The following is a 23,876-nucleotide window of genomic DNA, read 5'->3' on the forward strand; positions in this document are numbered from 1 at the left end:
TTTTTATGACAAATATAACGACTTTAATGGCTTCTTCTGCCAAGCAAGAGCAAGCATCCATGCAAGCGATGGCGAACAATATTGAAGCTATTTATCCTCTAGCACCTATGCAGGAAGGGTTACTGTTTCATACTTTAATGAATCCTGCTCAAGGTATGTATCTATTGCAATATCGACATGTTATGGAAATGGATGACTTAGATATTGAGGCGTTCCAAAAAGCTTGGAATGCTGTGGTTGATCGTCATGATCTTTTGCGTACTGCGTTTGTCTGGAAGCAGCAGAAACGCCCATTGCAAGTTGTCTTTAAAGACGTCGATTTGCCTGTGGAGTGGATGGACTGGCGTGACGTCAATGCTAGTGAGCAAAAACAAAGGCTAGAGGACATGCTGGCAGAAGAGCGTCAGCAGGAGTTGGTCTTTAATCAAGCCCCCATGATGCGTGTTCGTTTGATTCGCTTGGCCGAAAATCGATACCAGTTTGTCCGTAGTTATCATCATATCTTGATGGATGCATGGTGTTTCTCTCTTATCATGATGGACTTTTTGGCCTTCTACCGAGCTTTCGTTAAAGGTCAAGAACTGACTCTGAAAAAGCCACGCCCATATCGTGATTTTATTCGTTGGTTACGAGAACAGCCTGCTAATGCGCATGAACGCTTTTGGACTGATCGTTTATTGGGTTTTGATACCCCAACTTCTTTGGGTATTCGCCAGCCAGACCAATTTCCCGAAGCGCAGTCAGTGGTTGATGTCGTTGAGCATTTGAGTATTGATGATACGAAGAAACTACAAGCCTTAGCGGCGCAGTACAAAGTCACCTTAAATACTCTATTACAAGGCGCTTGGGCATTGCTACTTAACCGCTACAGTGGTGAGCAGGATATTTTATTTGGCGTTACCGTCGCGGGGCGTCCAACTCATATGGAAGGTATGGAGTCTATTGTCGGTCTCTTTATTAATACGCTTCCGCTGCGTTGGTCGGTGACACCGACCGATTCATTAGGAGATTGGTTACGTGCACTTCAACAAGAAAATCTAGCGCTTCGCGAACACGAAACCAGCTCATTAGCGGATATTCAACAATGGAGTGAGGTTGAAGGGCAGGATCTTTTTCAGAGCCTGTTTGTGTTTGAAAATGCGCCGATGGATGCAGGTCTGAGCCAAGAAAATCTGGAATTTATCGTACAAGACGCGACCAATAGAACTCATACCAACTATCCAATTACGGTGGTGATCATCCCGGGAGAGTCTTTGCATTTGCAATTGACCTACCAGGGGCGTGACTTCTCTCATGCGTCTGTCCAAACCATGCTTGCGCATTTTCAGACTTTGCTATTATCCATGGTTGAGCAGTCTAACCTGCAGCAAACAGAGACGATTCCTCTGCACCGTCTTTCTATGTTGCAAGGAGATGATGTTTCCCAACATTCCTTGTGGGCAAAGGGACCAGAACTATCGCTTGGAGATCAGTATATTGAGCGATTCCTCGCCCAAGTAGACGCTCACCCCGATAAAGTCGCGGTTAGTGATGGCGCGCGCGAGTTAACTTATCTCCAACTGGATCAGAGTACAAATCTGCTTGCTCAGCAGTTGATTGAGCAGGGCGTCGCTATGGACAGCATCGTATCCATACTTGGTGAGCGAAGTTGCGAATTTTTAGTTATGATCATCGCTGTGCTGAAATCAGGTGCAGCGTATTTGCCTCTTGACCCAAATCATCCACCTTTACGTCTTGCTCAAGTGTTGAAGCAAAGTCGCTCACCTCTTGTGTTAACAAGTAATGACTACGAAAGTCTCGCGCAAGATGCGTTAGCTGAGCTGCGTATGTTGCAAGCAACAAGCGTAGGACGAAATAGCGCGATTAAGCCAAATCTATTCCCCTTTGCTCTTGCTGCTGAATTGCCGCTTTCTAGTGCAGAAGCGCAGAGCGGTAAGACCTTTGTAATGCCTAACGTCAATGTTTCTTCACAGAACTTGGGCTATGTGATCTTTACTTCCGGTTCTACTGGAACTCCTAAAGGCGCGATGGTGACCCGTGAGGGTATGTTAAACAATATGCTGGGTAAGTTTGCCCCTTTGGCACTGACAGACAGAGACGTAATAGCCCAAACCGCGTCCCAGTGTTTTGATATTTCCGTATGGCAATTCTTGATTGCGCCGATTCTTGGCGCGCGCGTTGAAATTCTGCCCGACTGTATCAGTCAGGATCCGGCTCGATTAATCGCCGAAGTGGATCAGCGAGGCATCACAGTATTGGAACCCGTTCCTGCTCTAATTCAGGGTATATTGAGTCAAGAATCTAAGCATTCTTTGTCTTCCTTGCGTTGGGTGCTGCCAACAGGGGAGGCTTTGCCTCCTGTATTAGCTCAGCAATGGTCGGAACATTACCCCGCTATTCCAATGATGAATGCTTATGGTCCAGCGGAGTGTTCCGATGACGTGGCGTTTTATGCCATTACAAAACGTTTGGATGATGAGGTTCGTCATGTCCCGATTGGTTCTGCGACAGCGAATAATCGCTTGTACTTACTAAGTCCAGAATTAGAGCCTATGCCGATTGGTGCGATTGGTGAAGTGTATGTCGCTGGAACCGGCGTTGGTCGTGGTTATTTAAATGAGCCAGAGCGTACTGCGGGCGTTTTTCTACCAAATCCGTTTGCTAGCCAAGATGGAGGTGAACGTCTCTACCGCACAGGGGATTTAGCTCGTTATTTGCCCGACGGCAATCTGCAATATGTAGGTCGAGTGGATTATCAGGTAAAAGTCCGAGGCTATCGAATAGAGTTGGGCGAAATAGAATCCCGCTTGGCTCAGCATCCTGAAATCGACGAAGTGGTATTGCAAGCGATAACAGACGCTAAGCGAGGAAAAGTGCTAGTGGCTTATGTTGCGGGTCAAAGTCTGGTTTCTAAACAGGGTGAGTTTGAGCAAGAAAACTGGCGCATACTTAGGGATTTTGTTGCACAAGGACTGCCAGACTACATGGTGCCAAGTGCTTTTGTCGCAATGGCTAAATTGCCGCGCAATAACAACGGCAAAATAGACCGTAAGCAACTGCCGGAAGTGGACTTTGCTAGCCAGCAAACTTCCAACTATGTTGAACCTTCCACGCCGTTACAGCAGAGTCTAAGTCATATTTGGCAGAACCTACTTGGTCTGGAGCGTGTTGGTATAGAAGACAATTTTTTTGAATTGGGCGGACATTCCCTTTTGGCGACACAAATGGCGGGTCAGGTGACGCGAGAGCTTAAGCGTGAAGTGCCACTGAGAACCGTTTTTGAGCAGCCTACGATTGTAGAGCTCTCTAAATGGCTCGAAACAAACGACGTGCAACCTTCTCTTCCACCGCTGGTTACCTCTGGTCAGACTAGATCGGAAACGATAGATAAAGGCGATGAAAAGCGCGCTGTTCTTTCATGGTCGCAACAGCGTATGTGGTTCTTACAGCAACTAGAGCCTCAAAGTGCAGCCTACAATTTGCCAGCCGCAATCAGAGTTCGAACTGCCGGATCAGACTCAGATAGCAAACTGGATTTAGCCATTGCTGAAGAAGCGCTGAATATCGTCGTGGCACAGCACGATATTCTAAGAACACACTTTGTCATCGAAAATACAGAGCCTGTTCAGGTTGTTATCCCAAGCTTAGAGCTTTCTATATCGCACGTTCGACTTCAATCATTGGAGGATGAGAAGCGTCAAAACAAAGCGTTAGAAGAAGCCTTAAAAGCGGACGCTATGACCCCTTTTCACTTAGATAAAGGCCCTCTGATTCGAGTCAATTTGTTTGAGTTAGAGATGCAAACAGGGCAAACAGAGCAAGTCCTATCCTTTAACTGCCACCATATTATCGCCGATGCTTGGTCGTTACGCCTGCTCGTTGATCAGTTCTGTCAGGCCTACGAGTGCTTATCGAATAAAGAACCCGTTTCTCATCTTTGTGATGGCGGAGAGCTGCAATACTCGGATTACGCGATCTGGCAGCGACAGCTTATGGAAGAGGGCTACCTTGAAAGCCAGCTTCAATATTGGTTAAACCTCATCAAGCCCAATATGGGCAATCAGCATTCTGGTTCAGACTTGCCTGTATTGGAATTGAGTAGAGACTTTCCGAGGCCAGAGTATCCAACTGGCGCAGGTCAGCGCTTTGTCACACGCCTGTCCAAAGCAGCCGCTCAGAAGCTAATTGCATTCGATCAAAAAGCGGGGCGCAGTCACTTTGCCTCAACTATGGCAGCGTTCCAGCTGTTACTTGGCTTTTACAGCGGTCAACGCGATATTTTGATTGGCGTGCCGGTAGCAAACCGTCATCATTCTGACACACAGATGTTAATGGGCTGTTTTATAAACACGCTAATACATCGAGCCGATTTGTCTCCGGAACAAACTGTGTCGCAGCTTATCGATGCGGTTGCAAAGCAAGCGCTAAAAGCACAAGCAAACCAAGATTTGCCGTTTGATTATTTGATTGATCAACTGGGTGTGGATCGTCAGATGAGTTATAACCCCTTGTTCCAATCCATGTTTAACTATCTGTCAGGTAGAGCTCTGGATCAGTTACAGCTGAAAGGAATTGAGGTCGAAGTAATTGATAATCGCCCAGATACGGCATTATGTGATTTCAAACTGGATGTTCAAGCTTATGAAGGTGAATTTAACTTAAGCTTCGAATACAGCACAGAGTTGTTTCGTCACGACACTGTGGTTCGTATGGCAAATGACTTTGAGCGTATTCTTGTGTGGATGCTTGAACATGCTGATGCTCGTTTAGCAGAAATAGATCTATGGACTGAGTCCAATTTCTCAGAACCGAGGTCTACTTTACTAGCGCCCCAGCCTGCATCAGAGAAAGCTCGCTTACCACAAGCAGACCACATTCTTGATTTATTTACTAAGCAGGTCGTAGCGCAACCAGATACGATTGCGATTCGCACTGGCGCATTACAAAGCTCTGCTTCGATTAACTATGCTGAGTTGAATCAGCGCAGTGACGCGATTGCTGCTGAGCTACAAATAAGGGGAGTGACCCCTGGTGATCGTGTCGCCTTGTTCATTGACCGTGATCACAATATGCCAGTATGCATATTGGCTGTATTGAAGTGTGGTGCGGCTTATGTGCCCATTGAACCTGCGTGGCCTGAGGATCGCACTGAGTATATCCTTACCCATTCCGAGCCGTCTTTTTGCCTCGTGAACATCTCCTACGAAGAAAAGATACGTGCGTTAAAACCTCAGCTAGCAAGCTTGGTGGTTGACTCATGTATTAAAGAAAGTTTTGCAGCACGAGGCAAGTTTATTCCTAATAAGCAAGGGAGCGAAGTCGATCAGCTTGCTTACATCCTCTATACCTCCGGTTCTACTGGCCGTCCAAAGGGCGTGGAAATCAGTACTCAAAACTTAGCTCATCTATGCCGAGAGCTTGCCAATCGAGTGCCGTTGAACCGTCAGGATCAGGTTTTGTCACTAACCACTTACTGTTTTGATATCTCTGTCGTTGAGCTTATTTACCCGCTGACTCAAGGAGCCAGCATTCTGGTCGCATCCAATGAACAGGCGAAAGATCCGAGATTGCTTGATCAAGTGTTAGACCAAGCAGCTAATGAAAAAGCGGTCAGTTTGATGCAGGCAACACCAGCAACTTGGAGTATGTTGTTAGCTCGTTCAAAACGTTCCCTAGAAGGTGTGACAGCCATAGCGGGTGGCGAAGCGCTGAGTGCGGAATTAGGTCGTCAGATCCTCTCCCGAGGGGCGAAACTGATAAATGGCTATGGCCCAACGGAAGTCACCGTGTATTCGACATTCCACCCCGTCACTGAAGCAGACTGCAGCCCTTCCTGTGCGGATTCGATAAACAGCGCTGCACTTCCTATCGGTAAACCTGTTATTGGGTTAAACGCGCATGTACTAGATACCGCAATGCGTTCGGTTCCTATCGGCGTAACAGGTGAGCTTTATTTAAGTGGTGATGGTGTCGGTATGGGGTATCACAAAGCGCCTGATCTGACTGAAAAAGCCTTTATTCATCACTCGATTGCGGGTGCTGACAACCGCTTCTATAAAACCGGTGACCTTGTTCGCCGACGAAGCGATGGTACATTGGATTACCTTGGTCGAAATGATTTCCAAGTGAAGTTGCGAGGTTTCCGTATTGAATTGGGAGAGATCGAAGCACTATTGCCGCAGTTAGATGGAGTTGAGAACGCTGTTGTGTTGCTTGAAGGTAAGGGCGATCAGGCTAAATTAGTTGCTTATTGGGCTGGAGAGCAGCGTGATGCTGGAATTCTGCGTCAGCATGTTGCTGGTAGCTTGCCTGAATACATGGTACCTACCTTTTGGCGTTGGGTAGACTCCTTGCCCCAAAATGCCAATGGCAAAGTCGATCGAAAGGCTTTACTGGGGATGGCGCTGGATACTGAGACTGGATTAGAAAGTGTGTCTGCGATTGCACCGGAGCAAGCGCAAGCTTCTCGAAGTGAACCTCAAACCCTATGGGAGCAACGTCTTGCAGTGATATGGATGTCGGCGTTGTTTGCAGGAACAACCTCTAATCAGACGGTTGCCCGTGAAGACAATTTCTTCGCTTTGGGGGGGCATTCTCTCTTGGCGGCTCGAATTGTGGCGACTTTGGCGGAAGAGTTTGGGATCGAGTTACCTCTTAGGGTAGTGTTTGAAAAGCCGACACTGGCTTCCATGGCTGAAGAGCTTGAATTGCTTTCGAGCAGAGCTGTTGATTCTGATGAATTGTCCACTATGTCAAGCGTTAGTATACCTATTTCTGCGGTGACAGATAATGCATCTGACCAAGTGTTTGCTCCAATGCACGCGACCCAGAAACGCCTCTGGTTCCTTGAAAAATTCAGCGGAGCAAGCCGCGCCTATCAATTAACTCTGACACTGAAACTCGGTGGAAGCCTAGACGAAGCTGTGCTTAGAAAGGCTTTATATGAATTGAGCATGCGCCAGCACAGTCTGCGTACATTGTTTGTTGAGCAAGACGGTGACTTGTATCAGAAAGTGATACCTGAGTCGGAATTTAGCCTTGACTCTGTACCTTTGAGGATACATTCCACTAAGGCTGAGCTGTTTGCAGATTACAATCAGGCCGACTTGATTGAAACGCTTAAAACGCTAGCAGATCAACCATTTTTCCCAGAGAAGTTCGTTCCATGGAGAGTTGATTTACTGGTGAGCGAAAACTCCGTAGTGACAGAGAATGAAAACGAAGAGCAGGTGCTGCAACTCTGTATGCACCACTTGATCGCAGATGCTTGGTCGCTTCGTATTTTCTTTGATGAGTTACATGTCTTGTATCAGAGTCAGACCCAGCAAAGCATGAAATCCTCAGGGTCGTTTGCGTCACATAATCAACGTGAGCAGCTTGAGCTTCCCTACCAATTTGGCGACTTCGCTCGCTGGTGGCAAAGTGATGAAAGTAAAAGCAGGTTAGAGAAGCAACTTGCATATTGGCAGAAAAAACTAGCAGGTGAACAGCCTCTGTTAGATTTACCGACCGATTTGGCTCGACCAAAACAGCTTAGTAACAGTGGTCGGCGTTATCGTTTTAAATTGCCGAAAGAGATGGTTGAACAACTGCAACAGGTAGGTGTAGAGCACCATATGACGGCCTTTGTTCCTTTACTTAACGCTTGGCAACTCTTGTTGTCTCGTTACAGCGGTCAGAAAGATATTCGTGTTGGTATTCCGGTTGCGAATCGTCACCTTGCTCATAGTCGTAAATTGATTGGTTATTTTGCCTCAACACAAGTTATTAATGCCCCGGTTGCTGTTCAAAAGAGTGTCGCAGACAACTGGATGGCTCTAAAACAGACACTGACTGAAGCGCAACAGAATCAAGACTTACCGTTTGAGCAGTTAGTTGAATCGTTGAGTTTATCTCGCGATAACGGCCGTGCGCCATTATTCCAGACTTTATTTAATCTGATTCAACTAGATGGTCACTCTCAGTTTGCGGATTTTGCGACAGATCGTATCAATCTTGATGAAGGGACGACGCTGAGTGAATTCGGCATGCAGATAGAGCAGGGAGAGAATGAGTGGTTCTGTGTCTTGGAATACAGCAATGAGCTGTTTGTCGAAGACACAGTGGCGCGCTATGGTCGTCACTACATAAGCTTACTTGCGGCGATGTTGAATTCGCCAGAGAAACTTCTTTGCCAGCTCGATATGTTGGATGGAAGTGACTATGCAATGGAAGCGGCGTTTAACGACACTGATGCCGAGCTAAAAGCGGAGCACGATTTGGTTAGCCGTTTTGAGGCGCAAGTAGCAAAAACACCTAATGCAGAAGCAATTCGTTATCGCGAACAGTCGATTAACTATCAAGTGTTAAATACAGAAGTGAATCGACTAGCTTATTATTTAATGAAGCAGGGCATAGGTGCGGAACATAAGGTTGCGATTCTATTAGAGCGCGGGCCTCGTATGATGATCGCTCACCTTGCGGTATTGAAAGCAGGAGGTGTGTATATTCCTCTTGATCCTTCTCAGCCCGCAGATCGACTCAGTTATATTTGCCAACATGCGAAACCCACCCTTGTGATTGCGGAGTCAGCTTCGGTAGAAAGTATAGAAATCGATGCGTCGACGTTACTGCTTAATGATTTACCGAGCGTGGCTTTGGGTAATGACGAACAAGAAGCCTTTTCCATTGGGTTCAATCTAGAGCGTAATCCTCGTATTGAAGTGCATCCCGCTCAACTTGCTTATCTAATTTATACCTCGGGTTCGACAGGTAAACCAAAAGGGGTTGCGGTCAATCGTGGCAATCTGGCGAACTTTCTATATGCATTGGATGAAAAAGTTGAGGTCAGTGCGGATGATTGCTGGTTGTCTGTGACCACAACATCCTTTGACATGAGCGTATTAGAGATTTATTTGCCTTTGTTACGAGGCGCGACCTTGCTTTTGGCTGATCGTCGTCAAGCGGTCGATGCGGATGCTTTATTCGAATTAGTACGTCAATCCTCAATCTTTCAGGCAACCTCAGCAAGCTGGCAAATGTTGCTGAATAATCAAGCGACTGATTGGCCGTCATTAAAAGGGATTATTGGTGGCGAAGCAGTACCTACACACCTAGCCAAGCAACTTATTGAAAAAGGTGTGCAATTGCTGAATGCCTATGGGCCAACAGAGACAACCGTTTGGTCCACCACTCAAGGTCTTGATGAGCTCGAAGTTGCACAAGGCGGAACGGCTGCCATTGGTTTACCTGTCATTAATAACCGCTGTTACTTACTTGATGAGGCATTGCAACCTGTACCTCATGGTGCGACAGGTGAAGTCTATATTGCGGGTGAAGGGGTAACTCGAGGCTACCAAGATGCTCCAGATCTTACCGCAGCGGCGTTTATTCCTGATCCGTTCCGTCAAGATGGCGGCCGTTTGTATAAAACGGGTGACCTTGCTCGTCGTAGGGCAGACGGAGCACTTGAGTACATTGGTCGAAGTGACTTCCAGATTAAGATTCGTGGTTTCCGTATCGAACTGGGGGAGATCGAAAGTGTTTTGCGCCGTCATCGTTCTGTCAATGAAGTGGTTGTTGTGGCAGACGTCAAACAGCGTTTAGTGGCATTTTTTCAAGGGGCAACGGACATTGATGCGGGCGAATTACGTGGCTTTTTAGAAGCCGAATTACCTGCTTATATGGTGCCGTATCAGTTCATTGCGGTAGAGGTTTTCCCTTTAAACAGTAATGAAAAGATTGACCGCAAAGCTTTGACAGCGCGAGCTTCTGAACTGAGTGCGCTCAAAGGAGCAGTGACTTCAGCCGATTCAGGTCGTGCTCCAGATGGAGATATTGAAATACGTCTCGCTGAAATTTGGCAATCACTACTCGATGTTGCGCCAAGTGCGGAACAAAGTTTCTTTGTGCTGGGCGGTCATTCGCTTCTAGCAATGCAAATGATTAGCAAGGTTGAAGCCGAATTTGGTATCCGCCTAGCGCTACAGGCTTTATTTGAGCAACCCACCATTGCCGCACTGGCGCAACAGATCGCAGTGCAAAGCGATGATCAACAAGATGATGAGCTGGACTTTATGGACCAGTTGTTAAGTGAATTTGAAGACTAGGACTTTTTGCGAAATGAAACAATCACGCTATTTAGAGATTGCGAAACGTCTGGCCAGTCTGCCGAAAGAGAAACAGCAGCTATTTCGTGAAAAACTGACCGAACAAGGAATTAACAGTTGGCAGTTGCCAATTGTACCAGTTGATACTAACAACCATAGTGAAGTGCCTATCTCACTAGCGCAACAGCGCTTTTTAGTGGCTGAGCAGATGTCGACGCGAGCGCTTTATAATTTATGTTCTGTATTGCGTTTTGATCAAGGGTTAAACATTAGCGCTTTAGAGAAAGCTGTGTCAGCTCTTATTGAACGTCACCAGATCTTGCGTACCCGATATAGGATGGATGACAAAGGCGATTGGACTGCAGAGCTTATGTCTGATGTAAGTCTGTCATTTACTCCAACGGCGATTAGTTTTACGACTGAAGAAGAGCAAAACACTTGGTATCAGCAAGAATTCGAGCGACAACTTGCTGAGCCATTTGACTTGGGTGAAGGACTTCCTCTTCGTTTCCAGCTTTATCAAGCGTCACTGGATCCGCAAGCCAAGACCCATTATTGGGTCTTCTTTACGATTCATCATGTGGCGTTTGACGCTTGGTCATCACAACAGCTCAATCAGGAATTAACAATTCTTTATAGTGCTGCACTGAAAACAGAGCGGAAAGATTTAAGTAAAGTATTACCACCTCTACCGGTTCAGTATTCTGACTTTTCTCGTTGGCAATGCGACTGGCGTGAGGGTGACGATTTTCAGCGTCAATGCGATTACTGGCAGCAGCAATTGAAGGGCGCTCCGAGTCATTTAGCTTTGCCATTTGACCGTACTCGTAAAGTGGATCACAAGCGTACCTATGATGGAGCGATTGAACGTCTAGAATTAGGAGAAGGTCTTTCTGATTCGATAAATAAAGCCGTCAGTCAGAGCAACAGTACTTTATATATTTACTTACAGACGGCGTTCAGTTGGTTGCTGTCGCATTACAGTCAGCAGACCGATTTTTGTTTTGGTAGCTCAATTGCGAATCGTAGTCGCGATGAGTTACGTCCTCTTGTCGGGCCTTTGCTCAACACCTTGGTGCTGCGTCACAAGTTAGAGGGCAATCCAAGCTTTGACGAATCTCTAGATCGCACGCAGCGTTTAGTTGCGGGCGCATATGATCATCAGGATTTGCCGTTTGAACAGGTGCAGAGCTTATTAAAACAATCCAACACATTGATGGATGAGTCGGACCATTCTGCTAACGGGCTATTTCAGGTGATGTTCGTACATGTAGCACTGCCTGCAAGCCAGACCATTGAACTGGCTGGAACGCAAGTTGAGATTATTGAGCCCGAGCAAAGTCATGCTCGTTTTGATCTAACCTTGCGTGTCGTTGAACCGATTGAAGCCGTCAATTCAGATAACACTGATTTTAGGCGCAAAGGGCTTCGCTTGGAGCTTGAATACAGTCGTGAACTGTTTGACAAAGAGACAATTCAGAGCCTGTTATCGCATTTAAGAGAAATACTTGAACAAACTCTTGTCTCACCTCACATGCGTTTGGCTGATGTTGTATTTTTATCTAATTTAAGTCAACAAAAAGGAGCTGCTTTAACGGTACCAGCACAGCTGATTAATACTCGCCTTGCTCAATGGCATCAAAGTCACCGTATTGCGTTAGATACAGGTGAGCAACAAATACCTTATTCAGAACTTAGTCAGGTTGTTACTGGGCTTGCATACACACTCCAAGAACAAGGTATCCAAAAAGGAGATGCCGTTGCGATTATAATGCCAAGGGAAGCGCGTCAAATTGCGAGTTTATTAGCCTGTTGGCGCATTGGCGCTGTTGCACTGATGCTTGATCCAAGACAGCCTGAACAGCGACTGCAAACCTTGCTGCACGACGCACAGGTTCGAGTGTTAATTCAGGATTCCTTCAACAAAAAAAATGAGCTTCAACAAAACGCTTCGTCCGATTATTCTGATATCGAGTACTCTTCTTTGGACATTGCTGACTGGAAATCCCTATCGCATCAGTTTTGCGATGGAAAATATGGCGAAAAAGAAGCAGAAAAAGCCTTACAAAACCCATTTGTTAACGCCGAAGATATGGCATATATCCTATATACCTCGGGCTCTACCGGCAAGCCAAAAGGGGTGATGGTGTCCCATGGTGCAATGGCTCATTACGCTGCAGCGCTTTCTGAAGCCCTAGCGTCTGAAAGGGTTTCCAAGACATCGTCAGAGATCTCCTCAACGTCGTCGCAGCAGCCAGAACAAAACGAGCGTTGGTTAACGCTAGCAACCGTGGCGGCGGATCTTGGTTTAACTTCCGTCTTTGGCGCTTTATATCAGGGTCACACTTTGTTGTTGCCGGATGCTAAGTTGGCGTTTGATCCGCCGGCTTTGGCCGAGTTTTTAGTAAAGCATCCTGCTGACTATTTAAAGATCGTTCCGTCCCATTTGCGTGGTCTTTTAAGTGTCTCTTCCCCCAGCGATATTCTGCCGAAAAAAGCGCTAATTAGCGGTGGCGAAGGTATGGATGAAACCTTGTATCAACAACTTAAATCCTTGTCACCAGACATGGCAATCTTCAACCATTATGGCCCCAGTGAGGCAACGGTAGGAGTGAGCTTCGGTAAGCTTGAAAGTGAAGACAGTTTTGCCGGATTCAGTTCAGTAGCGTCGCTTGGTCGTGCTTTGCCTGAATCTATTCTGGAGGTGCGTTCTCAAAAGGGTGTATTGCTACCGCAAGGTGTGGCGGGGGAGCTATGGATAGCGAGCCCTCAGCTAGCAAATGGTTATCATGGTTTGCCGGAAATAACAGAGCAGGCGTTTGTAACACTCACTCCAACTTCTTCTGGTCAGCGCTATTATCGAACGGGGGATCGTGTGCGCTTGAATCATCATGGTGTGTTCGAATATCTGGGTCGTTTAGATGATCAGGTTAAGCGCCGTGGTTATCGTTTGGAGCTAGGTGAAGTGAACGCTTGGCTTCAGGCACAAGCTGAAGTGAAACAAGCGTCTGTCCTGATCAAACAAGACAATGAGCGTTCGTTACTGATAGGCGCGATCGTCGTTAATGAAAAGCACGATGTTGATGTTCTGCTGACGCGAATGAAAGCCGCGTTACCGGATTATATGGTGCCGGATAAACTGATTCAGCTAGAGACTATTCCGCTTAGTGCAAATGGTAAGGTTGATCGTAAAGGTTTGCTTGCCCTCGTAAATGATTACTTCGAGAGCCTACATACCGCTAATGTAAATGAGGTTGCTCTTCAAGGGGCGATGACAGCAAACGAAACGCTATTGGCTAGCCTATGGTGTCAGTTGTTGAACCGAGACTCCGTGACGCCTGAGGATGACTTTTATGCTTTAGGTGGCGACTCTATCTTGAGTCTTCAGTTGATTGGTCTTGCCCGTCAACAAGGGGCGACCTTGCGCCCTCTTGAGGTAATGAAACACAGAACCCTCAAAGCCATGGCGGCCTGTTTACCAGAAGTCGAATCTAATAACGGTTCTGCAAACAACAATGAGAGGCTAGATCCTGTTGCTGAAAGATTACGGAATCTCTACCGAGAGGTGTTGGGGCAAGCGGAACTTGATCACACCGCTGACTTCTATCAGTGTGGCGGTGACTCCATCTTGAGCTTACAACTCATTGCCCGAGCGCGAGCGATGGATATTGCTCTTTCTCCAAAACTGCTTGCAGAGCATAAAACACCGCAAGCATTAGCTCTAATAATCAATGAAGACTCCAATAAGGCGAGCGATCACATTAAGGTTAAGGCCAACAAGTCAAACTTAATAAGAGTTGATCGCGAGCAATATTATCCACTTTCGGAAGCGCAAAAGCGTATCTGGTTTATGCAGCAGATGGTGCCGGAAAGTAGCGCCTGGAATGTGATGCAGCGTTTATCGGTTAAACCCGCTAATGGAGGAAAACTCGATCTTGATGCTCTAAATGCGGCCTGCAATGCCATGAATCAGCAGCACGATATGTTACGCACGCAATTTGTGAGTAAAGATGATCAAGTAATGCAACGAGTGTTGACGATGGACGAAGTGGCTCAAACAGCGATGACGCCGCTGACAGTCCATCACGTGACCCGATCCGAGTTAGAGGACGTAGTAAAAGAGAAACAAGGTCGAGTCTTTGATTTAGAAAGCGGACAGCTTTGGTCTCTCGACGTGTTCTGTTTGTCTGATGGATCTAGTGACAAGACGACGGATCAAGCAATCTATGAATATCAATTACTTCTCAACATTCATCATATTGCGACCGATGGATGGTCAATGGCCTTGTTGGTAAAAAGCTTCTTGAATTTTTATCAGCGAGCTCAGGATGGTAAGGCGCTTTCTATCAGCGCATCCGAACCAACTTATATCGATTGGGCTGCCCAGCAGTCGAATAGCGACAACGGCTCGGCGGACTTATATGAAGGTTATTGGGAAGAACGTCTGCGTGGTATGCCCCAAACGCTTACTTTGCCGACAGACTTTGCTTATCCCGAGTTACAAACCGATCAGGGCGTTCGCCTTGAAGCGGAAATTCCGTCCGAGCTGATTGCACAATTGGACGAAAGAGCCAGTGCTATAGGCGTGACTTCGTTCCAGCTTCTATTCGCGGCTTGGAAATTACTCTTGTGGCGTTACAGCGGCCAACATGACTTTGCTGTTGGGGTGCCAGTATCGGGTCGTGATAATCCAGACACCCAAAATATAGTTGGCGTGTTTATTAATACGCTGGCATGTCGGTCTCAAATTGACACTACTCAATCCTTGAACGATTGGCTGAAAGTCACGGCACAAGAAACACTGAATGATTTGAGTAAGCCAATTGCACTAGAGCAACTGCTAGAGAGTATCCAGCCCGAGCGTGATATGGCTCGCCCAGCATTATTCCAAACTTTATTTAATTACCAAGCGGATATTAAGGGCGAACGCAGCCTCACATTATCTGGAATGAGCATTGAGGTGTTACCACAAGCAGAGGTAAGTACTAAGACTGAACTTAGCTTAAATCTATTCCGCCAGAATTCACTTTCTATCCAATTTGAATACAACCGAGACCTATTTGCCAAACGGACGATAGAGCAAATGCTGGTGGACTATCAGAGCCTGGTATCTTTGTTTACAAAGGGAAGCGAACTTGCCTCTTTGTGCGTTCACGAGGTCATGTTGCCGTCCATGCAGCAGAAAAAGGCGCGTGGTCCAGTCTCTCCGATTCGTGCTGAGGATGATTTTATTCGACGTTTTGAAGCACAAGCTGAGGACACACCTGAGGCTTGGGCCTTACATGCAAGTGACCGCTCCTTGACCTATAAAGAATTGAATCAAGAAGCAAATCGCTTGGCGAACTGGTTGAGCAAACAAATTAATCAGGCTTCAAACTCAATTGAAGGCAGTGAACCCCTGGTGGCATTTTGTTTGCCTCGTACCAGTCAGCTTTTAATTACACTGCTTGCTATTCAAAAAGCTGGCGCTGCTTATGTGCCGCTTGATCCAAAGCAACCAAGCTCACGGCTTGCGTTAATCACTGAGTGCTCAAGTGCACGAATGTGTTTGTGTGATAGTTCAACGACGTCAGTGCTAGAGAGTTTAGACTCCGCAGAGTCTGGAACATCTCAGATCAAAGCGGTTAACTTGGAAGCCATAACGAGTGAACTGGCACTCTTTGATGATGCGAATACAGATATACGTACAGATGGCGGCGCATTGGCCTACACCTTATATACCTCAGGTTCCACCGGAATACCAAAAGGGGTGCAGCTAGAACGCCGTCAGTTTGCGAATTTCCTTCGTGCAATGGAGCGAGTTCTACCGTCTTTCCACAATGTATTAGCGCTGACCACTATTACCTTTGATATTGCGGGATTGGAGCTTTGTTTGCCGTTAGTGAATGGCGCTGCCGTGATTTTAGCGGACGAAGAGGCGCGTCGTGACGGTGAACAGATTGGCCGCTTAATCGCTGACTATGACATCGATTTGGTACAAGCGACACCTTCTGGTTGGCGTTTATTGGAAGGCTTATCGAAAGGTGGCTTGTCTAATGTGACGGCGTTAGCGGGGGGAGAAGCATTGGATAGCGAGTTGGCGACCCAGTTGTGCGATCAATGTCGACAGCTCGTTAATGTTTATGGCCCGACGGAAACGACGGTTTGGTCTTCTTCTTACGAAGTTGATGATCTGCCTTTACCTTTGACGCCGATTGGCTCGCCTTTATTAAACAACCATTGTTACGTGTTAGATGCTCAGTTAACTCCTGTACCGCAAGGCGTAATTGGCGAACTCTATATTGCAGGCGAGGGAGTCGCACGAGGCTATCAAGGGCGAGCTGATCTAACTGCGGAACGTTTCTTACCTGATCCGTTTGGAACTGGTGGCCGACTTTATCGTACTGGTGATCTGGTGAAATGTTTGCCGGATGGCGCATTATATTTTGTCGGCCGAACGGATCAACAAGTAAAACTGCGTGGTTTTCGCATCGAATTAGGGGAAATTGAAGCCGCCTTGCTAAGTTGTCCATTGATTGCTCAAGCCGCAGTAACGATTGAGCAGGAGCGTTTAATTGCTTGGTGTGTTTCCGACACTAATGCGCTGAGCGATATTGTCCACCAGGTTCAAGCCCATTTAATGGCGCTTTTACCTGACTATATGTTGCCTCAAGACTATGAATGGCTAAAAGCTTTACCTTTGAATGCAAGTGGTAAAGTGGATCGTAATGCGCTCTCAGCACTTGGAGTATTGTCGAAAAGTAACTCTACTAACGAGACTGGCAGAGATGTCAGTAACCTAGTTCAGACTCTTACCAGAGAGGAGAGATTGGTCTCTGAGATTTGGAGCACCCTGCTTAAACAGGATGATCTGAATAAACATAGTCACTTCTTCCATCTTGGCGGGCATTCTTTGATGGCAACGCAGGTGCGCTCTCGTTTGCGAGAGCATGGTTATGAGGTGTCCCTTCGTACCTTATTTGAAACACCTGTATTGAGCGATCTTGCAATCCATTTGTCGCAGCTTGCAGGCGGCAATAAAGACATCAATATCCAAGTGGTAGAGCGCACGCAGAGAATGCCTTTATCAGATGCTCAACGTCGCGTTTGGTTTATGCAGCAGCTCAAGCCTAATGATACAAGTTTTAATATGAGCAGCCTTGTCGAGTTGGAAAGTGAAACAGAGGGAAGTGTTGATATATACGCCCTTGAGCACGCTCTAAAGGCTGTGACTGCGCGCCATGAGATCCTTCGAGTGACCTATCATGCAGACGAAATGGGCGATGGCTACCAAAAAGTTAATTTCGCACTGAATCCAGCTTTTCAATTTATAGATTTAACGAACCAGCGTCTTTTCATGTCGGATGATATCGACGCTAAATTAAAACACTTGATTGAAGAGGCTGCGAATGCGCCATTTGATTTAACCGACGAAAGTCCATTGCGTTTGCATCTATATCGCGTAACGGAGACACGCTGGTTTATTCAGTTGGTTCAACATCACATTGCATCGGATGGTTGGTCGATGGCGCTGTTGGTCAACGACCTTATTACCGCTTATCAGAATTTTCGTGATGATACTGATACCAAATTGCCCCCATTGTCTATTCAGTACTTGGATTATGCTGCTTGGCAAGCGACGGATGAAGTTCGAGCGCAGCAACAGGCGGGGTTAGAGTACTGGCGACGCCATCTTGTTGGTATGCCAGAGCAGCTTGCCTTGCCGTTTGATAAGTCTCGTCATGTCCAAGCAAGTGATGAAGGCGATGCAATAGATCTGATCATTCCAGAAGCGCTTACAACGGCATTGAATCAGTTTGCGAATGAAAGAGGTTGCTCACTGTTTATGCTACTGATGGCCGTTTATACGGCGCAATTGCATATGGAAACGGGTTCACAAGACATCGTTATGGGAACGGACGTTGCCAACCGTGATCATGGAGCGACAGAGCCCTTGATTGGATTCTTTGTCAATCTTATGGCGTTAAGAATGAAACCTAATGCGACGCAAAGTTTCAGTGATTATCTCCAACAGGTACGCCAAGTCTGTTTAGAAGGCTTTGATCATCAAGATATCCCGTTTGATCGTGTGGTCGAAGCGGTGCAACCCCCTCGAATTCAAGGGAGTCATCCACTGATCCAAGCCCTGTTCGTGATGCAAAATACACCGAGCGCATCTCGTGAATTAGAGGGTCTACGTGTGACTCCGCATGTCAATGTGCAGAAACATTCAAAATTTGATATGGCCCTTTTCGCAAGTGAAGAAACCAATGTAAACGGCAGGGGCACAGGAAAAATCCAGCTTGCATTGCGTTGGGTTTATCGAACTGCTTTGTTTGAAAAAACGACAATGGAACGGTTAGGACAGGGTTTGTTGGTTCTGTTAAATCAGATTGTCAATACGCCCGAGTCTAGTCTGCTTGCATTAAAGCGAAGCGCTCTGAAAACACCGAAGAAAAAAATGTCTTTAAAACGAAAAAATGTTGAAACGTCCGCTGCAAATCGTCCTGCGACTTCGACCTCACAACATCATGCCTTAACCTCCAAAACCGAGGATTTCTCTACTATGGAAACGACTCTAGACGGAAACTCTAAAGATAAGTGTCAAGAGATGTCACAAGCTAAACCAGCAGCAAAACGTAAGCTAGGCAAACTCAGCAAAATGAAGAAATCGAAGGTGGCGACCAGCGCGTCCACTGCAAAAAGTAGCCAGACTTTAGTTGATGTGCGTCCATTAAATGCAGATTCGCCCTTTCCCCTATTAGTTGAATGTAAAGAAGCTGGCTTAGATCCAAAAGCCTGGACAGAAGCGAATCGCGACCAAATTATGACTTGGTTAGAAACTCATGGTGGGATTCTCTTCCGCGGCTTTAGTTTGCCTACTCCGGTGGAGTTTGAGTCCTTTTGCCAAGGCATTTATCCAGAGTTATATGGTCAGTATGGTGATTTGCCGAAAAAGGAAGTCGGAGAAAAAATTTATCAATCTACGCCATACCCGAATGATCAGATGATCATGTTCCATAATGAAAGTTCTCATCAGCACAGATGGCCTCGTCGACAATGGTTCTATTGTGAGATTGCGGCAGAGTCTGGTGGCTGCACTCCAATTGTAGATTGCCGTGCTTTGTACGAGCGTTTACCAGAGGCGGTTCGTCAAAAATTACAGCAAAAACAACTGAAATACGTGCGTAATTTTAGTGGTTTGGATGTGAGCTGGCAGCATTTCTTTAAAACAGAAGATCGTTCAGAAGTCGAAACCATTTGCCGTGATGGCAAGATCGACTTTGAGTGGTATGGAGAAGATAAGCTGCGCATTAGCCAGATTTGTCCAGCAGTTATTCGACATCCAATTACGGGTGAGATGAGTTTCTTTAACCAGATTCAATTGCATCATTATAGCTTTCTTGAGCAGGACATACGGGAGCATTTTCTCGCTGTGGGTGGTGAAGAGAATCTACCTCGCAATGTTTACTACGGGGATGGAGAGCCATTGGAACAAGAGGTAGTCGATTTGATCAGTGAATTGTATGAAGCTTGTGCGGTTCGCTTTAAATGGCAGCATGGTGATGTGGTTATGGTGGACAATATGTTAGCAGCCCATGCTAGAGACCCGTTTGAAGGAAAACGCAAAATGGCCGTTGCAATGGGGGATATTTATCGTCGTGAGCAACTAGAAGATTCAGATAGGCTAAATGCTGCATCTAAGTCAAGCGAAAGCTCTCAGATAATCGATGGCTCTCAGAAAAACGTTTCGATCGCGACCGAATCTAGGATGGAGGAAAGCTTATAATGAGCCAGCTAACTTCTAATATTCTCAAAGGTGCAGGCCATGCTTTAACTCATCAGCAGAGCTCTTTGATTCGTTCGTCAGAAACAGGATCAGTCCGAAGCTTTTGGTTGAAGGTTGGTAGTGTCAGTGGACAGGAAGTTCATCGCCGTCTTTCTAGTTTGATGGAGAATCAACACGCATTGCGCACAGACTTTGGGGTGCCTGCAGGATTCAATGCGTTACGTCAGCAAGTACAGGCTCCACGTCTTCTTTGGCAAACGACTCAAATCTCCACAATTGAATTACAGACCTGCAAGACGAAGACAAACGAAGCAAAGAAAGCCTTCGAAAAGAGCCAGCCCCATTTATTGGCTTGGTTCTTTGAAGACGTGTCAGCCGAGCATGAAAATAGTATTTTGCTTATGGGTTCTGATTTAACTTTGGATGAAGGCACAGTAGTCCGTATTCGAGAGGTTTTGATCGGTGTAAGAGAGGCCGACTCAGAGCCGGAAATGCAATATCTCGATTACGCGAATTGGATTGGTGACCTGCAAGAAGATGAAGATGCCAATGAGGCTATTTCGTTTTGGAAGAGTTTCCAATGGAACGAACTTCCACCTATCGAGTTGAGTGAACAGCGGAGCGAGCGTTTGCCTTCGTTGGTTGTACCAGAGCGTGTCAGTGTGCCGTTTTCATTGATGCAACAAACTGTACTAGCTGAAGTCGCGGAACGTTGGGAAGTGGAGCCTCAGCTGATTGCTCTTACTGTATGGGCAGACTTGCTACAGCGCGCGAGTGGGCGAGAACAGTTTCAGATCAGTCGTTATCACGATGGGCGCGATGATTACGAAGAATTGGACGATTGTATTGGTCTTTTACAACAACGCTTACCCGTTCCCTTTTACAATGTATCGGCGGTGAGCCTTGAAAAAGCCGTGATGGGATTACAGGCCATTTACGAAGAGCAAGTGGAATGTCAGGAATACGTGCAAACAATCTCGGCTGACATATTGGACTCACTTCCGGTGAGTTTTCAATATCTTTCTCAAAATAGCCTAGAAGATATTCATGCGGATGTTTATCTGGCTGAGGGAGACCAACTTCAGTTGCAACTTATTTCCACAGGCCGCGTCGTCGAATCCAATCAGTGTGTTGGTGAGTGGCGGTTAACTTACGATTCAAGTCGCTATTCTTCAGAGGTGATGACTCGCTTAGTACGTCGTCTACCTTGTTTGCTAGAGCAAGCCTTGTCAAAGCCGAATACCCCCCTTGGGCAGTTAGATGCACTACTTGGAGAAGAGCGTGATCTGTTCCTTAGAGAAACGCTCTCTAGGTCAGATAAAAGCCATTCAACCAGGTTGGTCGAACGAATTCGTCAACATGTTCTCAGTACGCCTAATGCACTAGCATTGCGAGAAGGTAGAGAGTGTCTGACCTATGCAGAATTGAACCAACAAAGTGATATTGCTGCTCTTAATCTACAAAATGCGGGGGCAACACCGGACTCTATTGTCGCTCTTTGCTTACCTCGTAGCATGGAATTGCTGGTGGCTATTTTAGCGGTTCTGAAATCTGGGGCTGCCTATTTACCTCTGGATCCTGAATTACCTGAAGCGCGTCTTCTGACGATCATAGAAGATGCTAATCCTGAGGTTATTGTTGTGGATAATGACAATGCGATGGGGGGTGTTCAAGATGACCGCAAGAGACGAGAATGGGGGAAATTGATTTCTGAAGGTCTAGACGATTTAAATCTTGATCGTCTAAAGACGGTCGATGACTATGTCAAACCGGATCATCTTGCTTATATTCTCTATACTTCCGGCTCAACGGGTAAGCCAAAAGGGGTTCAGGTTACCCATCAAAATATTGTGCATTACAGCCTTTCCGCTATTGAAGCCCTTCAACTACCGCAAGCGGGTCACTATGGTCTGATTTCTTCTTTAATGGCAGATCTAGGCAATACTATGTTGTTCCCTGCTTGGCTTCAAGGAGGCTGTGTGCACTTGCTGGGGCGCGAGGAAAGCACCGATGGCGCTGCCTTTGCCCGTTATCTTCGTGAGTATCCATTGGATTGCCTAAAGATAGTGCCATCCCATTTATCAGCCTTACTAACCTGCAATGAATTAGACATTGAATCAAAAGCTGTAAACGGTGTTTTGCCTAAGCAGGTGCTGGTCTTAGGAGGCGAGCGCATCAATGACAGGCTTCTTATTCAACTTAGTGAATGTCGTGCTAAGTCGAACTCTCCAAAGGTATTCAATCACTATGGCCCTACCGAAACAACGGTAGGCGTTTTGTGGCAGCAGTTGATGTTGACTAACACGGATCTAGCTTTGAAAGGATTACTTGGCGACACACGCGCCTATATCTTAGATGCAAACTTGAATCCAGCAATATCGGGTCAAGTTGCTGAATTGTATATTGCTGGCCCAAGTGTGAGTCGTGGATACTTGCGAGCCGCAGATCAAACCGCTAATCGTTACCTTCCTGATCCATTTGTCGCTGGAGAGCGTTGTTACCGAACAGGTGACCTCGCAATGCGGCGCGCAGACGGAGGCATTGAAATCGTGGGGCGTGCCGATCAGCAGGTTAAGATTCGCGGCTTTCGATTAGAACTCGAAGAAATAGAATCTTTGTTATCTAGCCATGCAAGGGTTCATCATAGTGCTGTCATTTTGCAAAATGCAGGAGAGCAAGCTCAGCTTGTAGCCTTTGTTGTGCCTTATACTGGAGGAAAAGTCGAAATAGAGCATTTGAAAGCTTGGATGGTTGAACAGCTACCAGATTATATGGTGCCGAGTCAGATAGTAGCAGTATCTCACCTTCCTCTTACTGCAAATGGTAAGGTCGATAGTAAAGCATTGCTGGAACAAGCACGTCAGCAAGCTAGGCGCCGTTATATTGCTCCGCGTAATGCGCTGGAAGCGAAAATATGCGAAGTTTGGCAGGACGTTTTACAGCAACCAGACATCAGCGTGACGGACAAGTTCTTTGATATTGGCGGCCATTCATTAGCGGCGATCAAAGTGGTTGCGCGTATGCGCCAGGTGCTTGAACGCGAACTAGCGACAGATTTGTTGTTCCGTATGTCGACAGTGGAGGCTCTGGCTCATTATCTTTCTACAGATTTATTTTCTGATGATGTTTCTATCAATGGAGAGGGCAATGAGTCGAAAGGATTAGTTGTGCTTCGAGAAGTCAAAAACGCGAAGAGTACTCTTGTTGTAATGCATGCTCATGGCAATCACTTTGCTAGTTATTCGCCTTTACTAAATAAATTGTATCGTGAGGTTGAGGTCTTCGGTTTACGTTCTGACCCCGATATCGTTACTATTGATGAGAGCGACCAGTTTGAACACTTGATATCCTATTATGTTAAGGAGTTAACCCCCTTAAAAGGTCGTGATTTGACTTTGGTTGGTTGGAGTCTAGCTGGAAGGCAGGTGGTACAGCTTGCAGATAGACTAATGAAAGAAGGGTTTTCTATTCGATCTATTGCAGTGATTGACTACGATCCAACTCAAGTTTTAGAGAATCAAGATAATGAGCTAGAGCAATTAAGAATTGATTTATCGTACTACTTGGCAGTTAACAATATTAATCTGACGTCGGAACAAGAGTCTGCATTAGAGTGTATGCTGTCTTCTGAAGATGGAAAACGAAGTTATTCTGGCGTTCTAAAGCAACTATTGGAAATGCCTTTAATACAATCTGCTTTTGGCGAAGAGTTGCTAATTGAGTCTCTATATCAATCTGTTGTTCAGCGTTGGGCACTGAAAAAAATTTTTTATCGTACAGAGCTACCGAGAGTGTCAGTGCCTATATGGGCTTGGAGCAGCGACGATAATCGAACTGGGTATGAAGCTTGGAGCCACTATACTAATATGGGATTAACGGGGGCTAGTATTCCATCCGATCATTTTTCGATCTTATTGTCACAGCGACTAGTAGATCAATTCAATGTTCTATTAAATGACAGGGAAATGGATCAAGATAAGTCGAAACAACGACGCCATAGTGCTGAGGAGTCCGCCTAA

At 46.2% G+C, this 23,876-nt stretch carries 3 protein-coding genes; all 3 read left to right on the forward strand.

Features of this window, described 5'->3' with window-relative positions; translation table 11 throughout:
- Positions 1 to 5: 5 nt before the first annotated feature.
- The 3 genes from ACXAH2_RS08455 to ACXAH2_RS08465 are packed head-to-tail and all read left to right on the forward strand — an operon-like array spanning position 6 to position 23,876.
- Positions 6 to 10,088 carry an amino acid adenylation domain-containing protein gene (locus ACXAH2_RS08455; protein WP_475077847.1) on the forward strand — a complete coding sequence of 3,361 codons (10,083 nt, stop codon included), beginning with the start codon at positions 6 to 8 and terminating at the stop codon, positions 10,086 to 10,088.
- A gap of 13 nt (positions 10,089 to 10,101) precedes the next feature.
- A complete protein-coding gene (locus ACXAH2_RS08460; RefSeq protein ID WP_475077848.1) occupies positions 10,102 to 19,857 on the forward strand; it encodes an amino acid adenylation domain-containing protein in 9,756 nt (3,251 codons plus the stop codon).
- Positions 19,857 to 23,876 carry a non-ribosomal peptide synthetase gene (locus ACXAH2_RS08465; protein WP_475077849.1) on the forward strand — a complete coding sequence of 1,340 codons (4,020 nt, stop codon included), beginning with the start codon at positions 19,857 to 19,859 and terminating at the stop codon, positions 23,874 to 23,876. The genes ACXAH2_RS08460 and ACXAH2_RS08465 overlap by 1 nt, the downstream gene beginning before the upstream one ends.

Source organism: Marinomonas sp. ABL3_031, from assembly GCF_056161265.1.

Excerpts from the sequence above, each read along its gene's own strand:
- ACXAH2_RS08455 (WP_475077847.1), top strand. The coding sequence starts at position 6 with ATGACAAATATAACGACTTTAATGGCTTCTTCTGCCAAGCAAGAGCAA.
- ACXAH2_RS08460 (WP_475077848.1), top strand. The coding sequence starts at position 10,102 with ATGAAACAATCACGCTATTTAGAGATTGCGAAACGTCTGGCCAGTCTG.
- ACXAH2_RS08465 (WP_475077849.1), top strand. The coding sequence starts at position 19,857 with ATGAGCCAGCTAACTTCTAATATTCTCAAAGGTGCAGGCCATGCTTTA.